The sequence below is a fragment of the Spelaeicoccus albus genome (genome assembly GCF_013409065.1).
Taxonomy (GTDB): Bacteria; Actinomycetota; Actinomycetes; order Actinomycetales; family Brevibacteriaceae; genus Spelaeicoccus; species Spelaeicoccus albus.
This window is the reverse complement of the sequence record NZ_JACBZP010000001.1, coordinates 1,463,992-1,477,294: the sequence shown is the minus strand read 5'-3', so window position 1 is coordinate 1,477,294 and position 13,303 is coordinate 1,463,992. Positions and strand designations below refer to the sequence as shown.

The window sequence follows — 13,303 nt, the reverse complement described above, 5'->3', positions numbered from 1 at the left end:
GGCGTGCCCGGTGGTTTCTGAAGTCGAGTCGCTTTGTCCCGTTCCTCAGACATGATTGCGCGGGATGCGGTGCTCCCAGGTTCGTTGGAATACTTCGGTGCCGTTCTTCTCGGCGACGAGGTGGTCGGTGAGCAAGAATTCGTGCGCATCGGCCGACATGCGGCTGCGCGTGCGCACGACGGTCTCCCAGTTCCCACGGCCGACGGTTTCCTCGCGCCGGCATTCGACGGCTGCGCTGAGCGGGTCGGCAGGGTCGGCGGTGAACACGTCCTCGGACCAGCCTTCGAGGTAGCGCCCGTCGGCGTGGTCGGTGAACCGTCCGGAGTCGGTGCGGATCCGGGTCGTGACGTGCCCTGTCGCGTGGTCATGGGTGACGTCGCGCTCGAACCGGTCGGATTCGACGGTGTAGCTCGTCTGCGGGTCCTCGCGGATCGGCCCGAACGTCGGGGTGGTGACCTGTCCCCCGTCGAGCGTGGGCAGCTGAAGCGCATTGTCGCCGGACGAGTGCACAGTGATCTGCACGATCTCCGGCGACGGCCACGCCCACGGCCAGTAGGCGGCGGACACGGCGACGCGAACGCGGTGTCCGGCGAGGAACCGGTGCGCCGTCGCGACGAGCGGGACCTCGACGGTGTACTGCTGACCGGGTTCGAGGTCGGTGGCAGTCTCGTGCGCGGCGTCGTGGGTGAGATTCAGCAGGCCCGCGGTGACGAGTTCGGAGGTTCCGTCCTCGTGCACGTCGCACAGCCGGACGGCGAGCTGAGCGACCGGCTTGTCCGCGGAGACGCGGAGACGCACGGCCGGCACCCCGAGGACGTCGAGGTCGGCGCCCAGCGGCGCAAACGTCGTGGAGTACGAGTGCGCGTCGTCGCCGCGCTGGTCGACCGGGTCGCCGGTCGGATCGCCGAAGCGCAGCCACGAGCCGCCGGCGCTGCCGATCGGCGCGTCGCTTCTCATCACGGCTTCGATACCGTCGCTGTCGGGCGCCCCGCCGTCCAGCGGAAGGCTCTGCATCTCGACAGCCGGGCCGGGCCATTCAGGGACGCCGACCCAACGTCCGGCGCGGTCGACGTCGCTGCCTGCGGCATGATTGCCGTCGGGCACGAAGATGCGCAGGTCGGGGTCGTCAGCCACGCCGGTGTCGATGTCCTTCAGATACTTGTCGAACCAGCGCAGGGCCTCCCCGACGAAGTCGACGCCCGGGCCGGGACTCGCCTGATGCGGGTAATTATGGGCCCACGGGCCGATGAGACCTTTCACGGGCGCGTCGAGCGTTTCGAGCAGACGGAACACGGCACCGCGGTACGGGTCACCGAGTCCGCCGACGGCGAGCACGGGCGCGGTGAGCGAGGCAGGGTCCTCACCGGTAGAGCCGTGCTTCCAATAGTCGTCGCGCAGCTGATGACGAAGCCAGATCTCGTCGTACGGTGGCGTCTGGTCAAGCCGGGCGACCCAGCGTTCTTCCCAGTCGTCACCAACCGTGGCCGGGTCGTGCGGACGGCCGTTCCACGCCAGCATCGTGGACGCCCAGGGAAGCATTTCGGAGGCGAGCAGTGAGCCGCCGGTGTAGTGGACGTCGTCCGCGTACCTGTCGTCGGTAGAGCAGACCGTCACGACCGCTTGCAGCTCGGGCGGCGCGAGGGCGGCGACTTGCAGTCCGTTGAATCCGCCCCAGGATTTGCCGAGCATGCCGACGCGGCCGGTGCACCAGGGCTGGGCCGCGAGCCAGCGGAGCACTTCGAGCGCGTCGGACTGTTCGATGGCGGCGTATTCGTCGAGCATGACGCCGTCCGAGTCACCGGAGCCGCGCATGTCGACTCGTACCGCTGCATAGCCGGCGGCGGCAAAGTGCGGATGCATCGAGGCGTCGCGGGCCGCCGTGCCGTCGCCGCGCCGGTACGGGATGTATTCCAGTACGGCCGGAACAGGGTTGGTCTCGGCGTCGTCGGGAAGCCAGATCCGTGCCGTCAGCCGGCATCCGTCCTCCATCGGGATCCAAACGTCACGCAGTGTTTTGACGGGGGACGGTGTTTTTGACACGAATCCGTGCATCTCCTTCGCGGGTTGAACTGATGGCAAATAGCCTATAGACGAGCGGATATGGCAAATATCAAACACGCTCGGCGCTTTTTTACGTTACCGAGGCCGCGTATGGCGTGCAACACGTGTTAGGCCATGTCCCACTCTGTGAACAGAAACCCACGCAGCGGCCCTCGAGTGGTGGTGAGCGGCTGCGAAATCGGCGATTTCGCAGCCACTCGCCACCACTCGAGGGGGTGCGGGACGCATTGATCGCACACGAGTTTGCAGAAGCCCTTTACGAACCGCCGCGCACGAATCGTCCGGCCCGTAGCGATGTCACTTCGCCGCCGACGACGGCCTTCCGGCCACCAATGAACACGTCGCGCACGCCGACCGAGAGCTGCCACGGATCGACATAGGTGGACCGGTCGGCGACGGTGCCGGCATCGAAGACGACGACGTCGGCGTGGGCACCGACACCGAGAGTTCCCCTGCCGGCCAGGCGCATGCGCGACGCCGGCAACGACGTCATCCGACGGACGGCTTCGGGCAGGTTCAACACGCCCCGCTCGCGCACGTACCGCGACAATACTCGCGGGAAAGTGCCGAAACTCCGCGGATGCGTCACCCCGGTTCCGTCCGCGCCCAGCTGCGACCCGTCACTGGCGACCGCACAGTGCTCATACGCAAGAGCCGACTCGATGTCCGTCTCGCTCATGCTGTGGTTGATGATCTGCACCGATCCCTCATGATCGGCAATGACGCGAATCGCGGCTTCCTCCGGCGATATCCGCCATTCCCTGCCGATCTCGGTCAGCGATCTACCGATCACCCACCGATCCGGCCCGTTGCCGATGTCGGCGATGACGACGCCGTCCGGATTCACGTCCTCACGCATCCGCGTACCCAGTTCCCGGACGACGCGTGCTCGGGCGGAATCGTCGCCAAGCTTGCGCAGCAGCTCCGCGACTCCCCCGCTCATCGCCCAGTTCGACAGCCGCGACGTCAACGTCGTCGACGACGCGGTGTACGGATACACGTCCGTGGCCACATCGACGCCCTCGCGGCGCGCGGATTCTATGTGCTCGATGGCGCGGGCCACCTTGCCGTGATTGGGCTCCGCCATCGCCTTCACGTGGGAAATCTGCAAGCGAGCACCCGAATTGGACGCGACGTCCAGGATCTCATCGACCGCGTCGAGCACGTGATCGGTCTCATTGCGAATATGGCACGACACCAGCAGCCCACAATCGGCAGCAGCCCGCGCGACCGCCTCGAGCTCTCGTTTGTCGGCAAAGCTTCCGGGCGCATAAATCAGCCCGAACGATACGCCGGTCGCGCCGGCGTCCGCCGCGCGGCGCACCTCCGAGCCCATCAAGGCGAGCTCGGCCTCGCTTGCGCGCCGGTCCTCGGCACCCATCACCGCCAGCCGGATCGCATGATGGCCGGCCTGCACCGCAAAATTGATCCCGGGACGCCGCGACGTCACCGACTCGGCGAACGTCTCCAAATCCGTCCAATCCCACGGCAGCCCCGTCGCCAGAACCGACACGTTGCTCCGCAAGGCGTCCACTGCGCCGGCCGTGGCGCCCATCGGGAACGGCGAAAACCCGCAATTGCCCATTTGCAGCAGCGTCACGCCCTGCCGCAAATACGTCTCGGCGGCCGGGGCGCCGTGAATCGTCAGATCCGCGTGCGAATGCAAATCGATGAATCCGGGCGCCACGCACAACCGGGCAGCGTCGACGACCTCGCGCGCATCGGCAGCGGGCACCGAGCCGATCACCGCAATCCGGCCACCGGCCAGTCCGACGTCCGCCACAACCGGGTCGCCGCCGGTTCCATCGATGATGGTGCCACCTCGGATCACCGTGTCGAGTTGCGACATCAGGCCCGCCCGTCCGCCAGACCGCTGCCCGCCGCGAGATGCTCATAGACCCCACGCCCAATCGCACGGATAATCGAAGAGGCGCGCGCCGGCCCATCGGTGCCGCGAAAGCCGTCACACATCACCACGACCGTGGCGCTGTGCTGCAAGTCGGTCGTCACGATCCCCGCGTCGTGGCGCAAGCCGTCCAACTCCCCTGTTTTGTGCGCGAGCAACCAGCCGTCCGGCAGGTACTCGGGCAGGCCGCCCGTTGACTGCTGGCCCAACAGGATGCGCATCGCGTCGTCCGAGCCCGGAACCCGGCCGGTCGACACGGCGCCTAGAACCATCGCCATGTCGCGGGCCGATGTGAAGTTCTCGTGCCCGGTTGCCACGGCTTTGCCGTCCATCATGTGCCGTGACAAAGTCGTGTCGACGAGACCAAGACGCTTCGACCATTCGTTGACGGCGGGCATACCGACGAAGTCGATCAGCGCGTTGGTGGCCATGTTGTCGCTGACGACGATCATCAACGTGAGCAGGTCATGGGCCGAATAGGGTCGCTGCTGCAGGTTTTGCAATACGCCGCTGCCGCCGGCCGGTTCCGGAGTCGGTACCTGTTGGTCCGGTGCGATGGCGCCGCGCCGGACGGCGTCCAGAATCGTCATCATGATTGGCACCTTGATCAGCGAGGCCGAGCGGAGGCGTTCGTCGGCTCGATAATCGATCCACGTCTCTGGTTCGACCTGGATGGCGACGGAGACGGACTCCCCGTCGCGCGCGTGGTCGCGAATGATGTGTGCAAGCGTGTCGGGAGTCATTGGCCTCAATGGATGTGCAGTGTCGTGAAGAAGAAGATGACGATGATCAATATCGAGTTGGTAGCCATGATGCCCCAGCCGTTGTAGAGCATGTACTTCACGCTGTCGGAGCGAGCGAGACCCATTTGTCCGATCATATCGGCGCCGGGTGTCGGTCCGAGCTGGTCGACCTGGGCGATGGCCAGCATCAAAAGTGCCCAGCTGCCCATCGGGATTCCCAAAGTGACGGCGAGGCCGCCGAAGATTTTGTTGACCAGTACGACTTGAGCTGCTGCGGCTCCGGGAATCGTGTGCAGGAACCCGAGGAGCATGAGGAGCAGCAGGAAGACGAACGGACCGGCGGTGGACAAGAACGGTTTGAGGCCGTGGAATGCGGCGTCGTACGCACCCGTTTTGCCTATGAGGGTCAGCATCGGGTCGAGGAGCCAAAAGAGGAAGAACAGCCAGATCAGTTTGCTGGCGCCCTGATAGACGGCGCCGACGACGTCCTTGGGCGCCATCCGGCCGGCCAGGCCGACGGCTGCGGCGGTGCAGATCATCACGATGAGCGCGAACGTGTAGTCGGCGTGCACGAAGACGCCGAAGATCGTCAGGCCGAAGAGCACCACGAACATGGCGCAGGCGGCGAATCCGGCGTGCTTGTTGGTGGGTTTGTCCTGGTCGCCGAGGTTGAGGTCGGCCTCGGTGTACTGCTGGGTAGCCAGGCGCTGGATGATGCGGGACATGATGAATCCCGTCACGAAGGTCAGCGCAGCGATCGGCAGTCCGGCATGGAGGAGGTAAGTGCCGTACGTCAGGTGCGTGACGCCCATAATTGCGACAACAGGCGGAGTGAACGGCCCGACCATGAGCCCGGCGGCCCCGGCCGAGTGGAACATGGCAGCCACGGCGGGCGGTTTCCACTTGGCGCGTCCTGCGATGGGGATCACGATCGGCGCTAACACGGCGTTTGCTCCGGCGAGAGTGCCGAGCGAGGCGACGAGGATGAGCGAGGCGATCATGAGGCCGGTTTGAACACGAGTGGGCGTCTTCAGGCCCACCTTGTCCATCACGAAACGCACGAGCCGTTCAGCCGCGCCGGTGTCTTGGGCGACCCGGCCAAGCCCGGCCCCTAGCATGATGATCATGCCGATCACCGCGACGAAAGAGCCGAGCGACGTGGCCATTTGAGTACCGAGCGCGATCGGCCCGGTACGCGTCATGATCACGGCGACCAGCAACGACGCGACGGTTGCCAGCACGACGTCCGTGTTCATGAGCGTGAGGACCGAATACATGACAATCGGTACGAGGCCGAGCAGGCCGGCGTGCGGCAAGGTCAGTGCCGAAACGATGGCGATGACAATGCCGACGGCGAACACGATGAGGCTCGCGGTCTTTTGCCTGGGGTGCGTGGTGATTTCGGACGACGTGAGCTGGGTGGCGCTCATGGTTCTCCTGGGTACGGGGCGGGCAATCAGTCCGGAAGCGAACTGTCGTCAGGAAGCGATTGCTCAGCCGCGTGACGTCTCATGGGGATGAATAGAAATGCGTACTGTCTTATACTTCACACCCATGGTGAATCGTGTCAAGAACGCGCTTATATGGAACCGCAAACACAACACAGTCTCGGCCGGAACTTACGACGCGGCGAGTTCGTCGGGTTTACTGCTCGGCGTCGTCTGCATACCGGCCAATTGGTACCGGGTCAAGGTAGAACCGTTCGGGGCGCATGGCCGCCAAGTTGTCGTTCGTGCCTCCGTGGAGGAGTTCGAGAGCAGCCATTTTGCCCCACATCGGCCCCCAGCCGATACCGCCATGGGACAGCGTGAAGTAAAAATTTTCGAGCCACGGCAATGCACCCACTATCGGCCCACCCGGCGGAATAGGGCGAATCCCGATGCTCGTTCGAGCCGCGGAGGTTCCTTCGAGAGCAGGGATTACATACGAAATCTCTCGGATGACCTCATCCGCCGTCCGGACGTTGCTTCCGTGTCCCGGTTCTTGGGGCCCACCTCGCCAATGAACCGCGAGGCCGCCGGACGGATCCGGACGAGCACACCATTCCGGTCCGTTGACAATGACTTTCGGCAAGTTCTCAACAGCGGCCGTGTACACGATACGTCCCGGAATGAGGTCTAAAGGAATGGCCAGGTCGGCGAGAGCCGCAATGTGCGATCCCCAGCTACCGGCGGCGTTGACCACACCATCGCATTCGATGTACTCACCCTTGCTGGTGTCAACGCCCTGAACAGCTCCTCCTGCAGTGCGAATGCCGACGACAGTCGTCTGGGTCTTGAGCACGGCTCCCAGATCGACAGCGGCCGAGACAAGTACTCGTACCACCTCCGGCCCGTCAACCCATCCCGAGCCTGGTTCCCAAAACACGAGTTCGTCGTCGGCCAAGGCTACATTGGCGTCAACGTCTCGAGCAGCCTGTGCATCGAGCAGGCGTACGTCGACGCCCTTGCCCTTCGACACTGAGGCGGCTTGTTTGAGGTCGGCCCGTTCGTGAGCATGGCCCCAAAGCAGTGTTCCCGGCCATTCCACATATTTACCCGGGACTTCGCTTTCCACCTGACGGAACAATTCATCGACTTCAAGGCGCAACTTCGCCTTACCGGGTTCCTCTTCCCATGACGTCTGCGGAAACTGCGAGAGCCAAGCTATCGAGGAAGCAGTCGTGCCCTGGCCGGGGACCACAGAGTCGACGAGAACGACATCCGCTCCTTCCTTCGAAAGCCGGAACGCGACGTGTGCGCCGACGGATCCAGCACCAATAACAACAATCTTCATCCTTCAACCTCTTCTGTCGTGGTTTGGCTATACAAATCTGGGTAGTGACAGGCGACTTCGTGGGAGCCGACGTCGGGTTCAAGCTTGGGGACCTCGGTGGCACAGTGCGTCTGTTGGTCGGCTGTGAGTACTTGGTTATAGATCAGGCATCGCGTTCGGAATGGGCATCCCGATGGTGGATCGAGCGGCGATGGAACTTCGCCACGCAGAACGACTTTCTCCCGCGCACGTTCCCTGACCGGATCGGGTATGGGAATCGCAGATATTAGCGCTTTCGTATACGGGTGCCGCGGCGAGTCGAAAATGTCGCCGCTCGCACCGTATTCGACAATACGACCGAGGTACATGACAGCGATATTCGTCGAGATATGCGCAACGACCGACAAATCGTGCGCGATGAACAAGTATCCGAGCTGCTTCGCGTCAACCAGATCGCTCAGCAGATTGATGACACCGGCCTGGACGGACACGTCTAGTGCGGATACCGGTTCGTCCAGGACTAGAAGCTCGGGGTCTGTTGCCAGCGCACGCGCAATACCGATTCGCTGCCGTTGTCCACCGGAAAATTCGTGTGGATACCTTGATGCCGACTCCGCCGGCAAGCCCACATCTTCGAGCAGGGCGATGATTCGTGCGCGTCTTTCGCTACGTGAATACCCTGCGAGTCGTAGCGGTTCGGCCAATACTTGTTCGATGCTCATTCGCGGGTCCAACGATGAGTGTGGGTCTTGAAACACCATTTGCACTCGTCGACGGTGTGGCCTGAGCACTGATCGAGACATCGCTGTTAATTCTTGACCGCCCAGATGCACAGTCCCCGAGGTCGGATCGTCCAAGCGGACAACAGCACGGCTTATCGTCGATTTTCCGCATCCCGATTCGCCAACCAGTCCTAGAGTCTCGCCGGCGCGAATTGCAAACGACACATCGTTGACGGCCCGCACCACAGCCGAATCGCGCCTGACTCGGAAATCCTTGGTCAAGTTCGAAACACGGAAGATGGGCTCGGATTCGTCGGCCTCCTCGGGTCGCGTCGCATCTCGAGCCTGAGGCGGTTCTTCGCGGGGCCGTGACTCATATGCTGGAAGGACGTCTTGGTCGAGTGCGAAGTGACAGGCAGCCTTGTGCTGTGCATCGTTGACGTCAATCAGCTCCGGCTCGCTCTCGAGACACAGGTTTGCAGCGAAGTCGCACCGCGTTGCAAAAGGGCAAGCACTACCCGTGAGTGTCGCCGGCTGAGGCGGTGATCCCGGTATGGGCGTCAATCGTCGATCACGGACGTCTATTCGCGGCAAGGCAGCCAGCAGACCGCGCGTGTAGGGCATCCGTGAGCGGTAAAAAATCTCATCGACTTCGCCTGTTTCGACGGCCTTGCCGGCGTACATCACCATGATCCGATCGGCGCGCCCAGCTACGACACCGAGATCGTGAGTCACCAAGATCAGTGCTGCGTTCGTATGTTCTTGCGCCCGCTTCAACGCGTCGAGCACCTGGGCTTGGACAGTTACGTCAAGAGCGGTTGTTGGTTCGTCTGCGATGATCAAATCGGGGTTGTTTGCCATCGCGATCGCAATCACCACGCGCTGACGCATTCCACCAGAAAACTGGTGTGGATAGTCGGAGATTCGACGAGAGGCATCGGGTATTCCGACAAGCTCAAGAAGCCTCAGTGTCTCCGCCTCTGCTTCTTTCCGGTTGAGTTGGCGGTGCAACATCACTGCTTCGACAACTTGCACACCGATCTTTTGCACGGGATCTAGCGAAGTCATGGGGTCTTGGAAGATCATTGCAATCTTCGACCCACGCAGTCTGCTCATCCCGGCGTCGGAGAGTCCCAGCAGTTCTTTACCATCCAACTTCACCGAACCGCTGATCGAGGCATTCGCCCCGTGAAGTCCCATGATCGCGGTGGCGGTGACCGACTTGCCTGAACCGGACTCACCGACAATTCCAAGCGTCTCGCCCCGGTCTATCTCGAAACTCACCCCCCGGACGACCGAAACTTCGCGGTGCGTACCGCCAAACTTCACCTCGAGATCCCGCACGGTGAGCATCGCTTCGCCGTGGGCTACCCGAGCGTCGGAGTCGTGAGAGTCGATTGCTTCTGTCAATTCTGACCTCCTGAGCCTTGACGCGGATCGAGAGCCGCGCGCAGTCCGTCGCCGATAAAACTGGCGGTGAGCGCCACCAAGATGATGAATATTCCAGGGAAATAGAAGATCCAAGGCCGAGTGACCACGGCCGACTGTGCTCCGGCGACCAAGAGGCCAAGCGAGGTGTCCGGCGGCTGCACACCGAACCCTAGGTAAGAAAGGGACGTCTCTGACAGGATCGCGGTTGCCGTCAACACCGTGACGGCAACGGTGATCGTGCCCATCGAGTTCGGAATAATATGCCGCACGATAATTGACAGATCACTTGCTCCGGCTCCGCGTGCTGCAAGCACAAATTCTTGTTTGGCTAGCTGTAGAGCCGTCGATCGGACCAGCCTCGCGACAATTGGCCATGCCAGCAGTGCGAGCACCAAGCCGATAGTGAGCCACGTTGTCTTGCTTCCCAGAGATTGATGTGCCAGAACTGCGGCCACAGCGATGGACGGAAACATCAGGACGAGATCGACGAACCGCATGGTGACGGCGTCGACGATCTTGCCGTAATAGCCGGAAACCGCTCCGATCACAGATCCAACTGCAGTCGCCACGAGGGCGACGAACAGCGCAATTTGAACTGACCGTTGAGTTCCGCGCATCACCTGTGCAAGTGTGTCGTAGCCGGTGCTGTCGGTGCCGAACGGATGGTTCAAGGATGGCGGCTGCGAGTTGTCCGGAGTATAGACGTCGAACGAGTATTTCCAGAAGTGTGGGCCGACGAACGCGAACAGCAATATGGCGACGAATACCGCCAGCGAAATAACGGATATTTTCCGGCCGAGGAACCGACGTACCACCGCCGGCACACGCGATACGGGCGCGGCAATCGGTTCCGTCGCGGGGCCTCCGTCGACAGGTGGCTTTGTAAAACTCATCAGGTCATCTTCCTTACCGGCAGTTACGAATGGGAGATTCGAGGATCGAGGAAGCCGTAAACGATGTCCGCAAGGAGATTCAATAGAATCGTCGCACTGGCGAATATCATCAACCAGGCCATGATGATGTTCACATCGAGATTGCGAATTGCAGACAATAGGAAATCGCCCATCCCGCGCCACTGAAATACCGTCTCCGTGACGACCGCGCCGCCAACTAAAGAGCTGAAGTCCAGTGCAACGATGGTCACGAACGGCACTAATGCGTTACGAAGGCCGTGCCGCCACACTGCTTGGTATTTGCGCAGCCCTTTGGCCCTGGCGAGTTTCATGTAGTCGGCATCGAGAACTTCAATCATCGACGCGCGCACGTAGCGGCTCCAGGACGCAAAGATGTTCGCGGTCAAGGCAATAACCGGCAATATCATGAACCCCAGGATGGCGATACCCGTCACTCCCGAATGAGCTCCGTCGCCAACCGTATAAAAAATCGTCGCGCCGACTGATTCGTTCAAAGAAACTGCCCAGTTCTTCAACAGAGCTCCCAACCAGAACACGGGAACAGCCAGCGCCACGAATACGATTATGCTCAAAACGTTGTCCAGGCTGCCGTATTGCCGAAGGGCACTGACTACACCGACCAGAATGGCCAACACGGCGGCAAGCACGATTGCTCCGATGATCAGCCGCATGCTCGTACCCAGCCTGGATGCCAGTTGACTCGAGATGTCGATATTTTGGATCGACTGCCCGAAATCGCCGTGGACGAATCCGATCAACCACAGGACGTAACGGATTAAGAACGGCTTATCCAAGCCGAGCTGGTGTTCGAGCGACTTGATGGAGGACGGTGGAGGCGGCGGGTCGGTCGCCTTAATTTGCGCCAGCGGATCACCCGACAATGCGATGAGAGAGAACATGGCGAATGACGCGACGAGAAGCATGGGAATGGCGATCGCGACTCGGCGGGCGATGTAGCGCAACATGTGCTTTAACCTTTGATCTCGAGCGAGATCCCGGAGCCGGGCGGTTGGCCCGCCACGGCTCCGGGCTCGATGTTTACTGGTCCTTCCGAATTCCCCAGTCTTGGATGTTGTACGTCGGTCCCGTAATGCTCGGGTTGTCCCGGATGTTTCCGTATTTGCCCGCATACGCGATTAGAGAGGGCATTTGATAGAGCGGGATCATGTACACATCGCTCATGACCTGCTGGTCGGCTTCATTGATCAGCTTAATCGCTTCGTCTCGGCTTTTTGCCTGGAGCGCCTGGTTCACCAGTTTGTCAACTTTCGAATTGGAATAGTGCTCGTTATATCCAGTTCCAGTTGTCCAGCGTTTCGACGCATTCGAAGCGTAAAACGGTGCACCCGTATATCCCGCTACGACGATGTCATAACCATACTTTCCGTTTTCCGCAATGGTGTCACCGAGAGAATCGGTGGTTTCGATATTCAATTTCAAGCCCAGCTTTTTGCCGACAGCGGCCAAAATTTCGCACTCGGCTTGCCTCGTGGGGTTACCGGCCGTGTAGACGAGCCGTAGCGCCGGAGCCTTTGATCCATTGGGCTCCATGAGCTTCCCATCGACGATCTTGTAACCCGCGTCTTTCAGCATGCTCGTGGCTCGCTTGACCGCGCCTTCGCCGAATCCGAGCTTGCCGGCCTTCGGCTCGTAGCCATCTTGATTTGCCAAGATCATCAACGACTGCAGTGGTTTGAGGGAAGGGTCCAACTGGCCGGCAGTTTTAGCCACCATCTGCTTCGTGTCGAGCGCAGTGTACAAGGCTCGACGTACTACTCGATTTTTCAGAAGTGAGTTCGAAAGGTTTAACGTGAAAGTTTCGAATACGAGGGACTTGTTCATTTGGTATTTGATGCCCTGGCCTTGCATCTCCTTCACCGACTGAAGCAGGTCGACCTGGGGCTGTGGATATATCACTTGAACTTCGTCATTACGCAATGCGGTCGGAACTTGTTGAGCATCCGTAATCATCCGAAACGTAACCTTTTTTAGATTCGGTTTCTTACCGTACCATTTCGGGTTCGGAGTGAGAGTTACCGACTGGTTCTTCACCGCGTCCGAAATAATAAATGGACCTCCCGAGAATTTGGGAGTGTTTTTCACGAAATATTCATTGAAACTCTGGGCCAAGCTTCCGGCCTTCTTGGCGATATGGGCTGGCAACAGTCGCTGAAACAACTGCTGCCATTCGGAATAGTTTTCCTTCATGGTGACAGTGACGGTCTTCTTGTTGTCGGTGGACTCAATTTTTGCCACCTTGTCGAACCCGCCCGCATCGCGAATCTGACAATTCGGACAATCTTTCTTGTTGAGCACCTTCCATTGATAGATAAAGTCATCGGCGTTGATCGGCACACCGTCGGACCACACGGCGTCCTTCTGGATCTGATAGCGAATGGTGGTCGGGTCTTGCTTGATCACCTTTGCACTCTTGATCAGGTCTTTGTTCAACTTGATCGTTTTGGCGTCCGGCTCAGTGTTGAAGACCGATGGGTACAGTGCGGAAGTCACCCAGACCGTCTCGGAGACATCTCCCGCGATCGTCAGAGTGTTCCAGTTCGGGATCGTTTTGCCGATCGCCATTGTGACTTCGCCCGTACCGGACTTCACGGCCGCCGAGTTGATTGTATTGAGATTCTTGCCGGTGACGCGGTTGCCGTCGGACTCCGCTGCTTTGTTCGTTCCGCCCTGACACCCGCTCAACATCAGCCCTAGTGCCGCTACAACGGCCACTGCTCGCCCTGTTTTTTGGTGGTTCACGGTTTGCCTGCC

The 13,303-nt window shown here is 60.8% G+C and carries 9 protein-coding genes; all 9 read right to left on the bottom strand.

Annotated features, from left to right (window positions below; all coding sequences use genetic code 11):
- Window positions 1-45: 45 nt before the first annotated feature.
- The 9 genes from BJY26_RS06780 to BJY26_RS06740 all read right to left on the bottom strand — a co-directional run bounded on the left by BJY26_RS06780 (window position 46) and on the right by BJY26_RS06740 (window position 13,291).
- The gene (locus BJY26_RS06780) at window positions 46-2,040 is read right to left on the bottom strand and encodes a CocE/NonD family hydrolase (RefSeq protein ID WP_218852302.1); all 1,995 of its coding nucleotides are present in this window, start codon (window positions 2,038-2,040) and stop codon (window positions 46-48) included.
- Between the two features lie 277 nt (window positions 2,041-2,317).
- Window positions 2,318-3,910 (bottom strand): N-acyl-D-amino-acid deacylase family protein, encoded by a 1,593-nt coding sequence (locus BJY26_RS19375; RefSeq protein WP_179426793.1) that lies wholly within the window; start codon window positions 3,908-3,910, stop codon window positions 2,318-2,320.
- Complete coding sequence (locus BJY26_RS06770) at window positions 3,910-4,710, bottom strand: serine hydrolase (RefSeq protein WP_179426792.1); 801 nt, start codon at window positions 4,708-4,710, stop codon at window positions 3,910-3,912. The genes BJY26_RS19375 and BJY26_RS06770 overlap by 1 nt, the downstream gene beginning before the upstream one ends.
- Window positions 4,711-4,715: 5 nt before the next feature.
- Window positions 4,716-6,140, bottom strand: a complete 1,425-nt coding sequence (locus BJY26_RS06765; RefSeq protein ID WP_179426791.1) for an SLC13 family permease — start codon at window positions 6,138-6,140, stop codon at window positions 4,716-4,718.
- A 214-nt stretch (window positions 6,141-6,354) separates the two neighbouring features.
- Complete coding sequence (locus BJY26_RS06760) at window positions 6,355-7,485, bottom strand: NAD(P)/FAD-dependent oxidoreductase (protein WP_179426790.1); 1,131 nt, start codon at window positions 7,483-7,485, stop codon at window positions 6,355-6,357.
- Window positions 7,482-9,596 carry an ABC transporter ATP-binding protein gene (locus tag BJY26_RS06755; protein WP_237248941.1) on the bottom strand — a complete coding sequence of 705 codons (2,115 nt, stop codon included), beginning with the start codon at window positions 9,594-9,596 and terminating at the stop codon, window positions 7,482-7,484. Before BJY26_RS06755 ends, BJY26_RS06760 begins: the two co-directional genes overlap by 4 nt.
- On the bottom strand, window positions 9,593-10,510 hold the full coding sequence (locus BJY26_RS06750; RefSeq protein ID WP_179426788.1) for an ABC transporter permease: 918 nt from the start codon (window positions 10,508-10,510) through the stop codon (window positions 9,593-9,595). Before BJY26_RS06750 ends, BJY26_RS06755 begins: the two co-directional genes overlap by 4 nt.
- Window positions 10,511-10,533: 23 nt before the next feature.
- On the bottom strand, window positions 10,534-11,496 hold the full coding sequence (locus BJY26_RS06745; protein ID WP_179426786.1) for an ABC transporter permease: 963 nt from the start codon (window positions 11,494-11,496) through the stop codon (window positions 10,534-10,536).
- Between the two features lie 73 nt (window positions 11,497-11,569).
- A complete protein-coding gene (locus tag BJY26_RS06740) occupies window positions 11,570-13,291 on the bottom strand; it encodes an ABC transporter family substrate-binding protein (protein ID WP_179426784.1) in 1,722 nt (573 codons plus the stop codon).
- Between the last annotated feature and the right edge of the window lie 12 nt (window positions 13,292-13,303).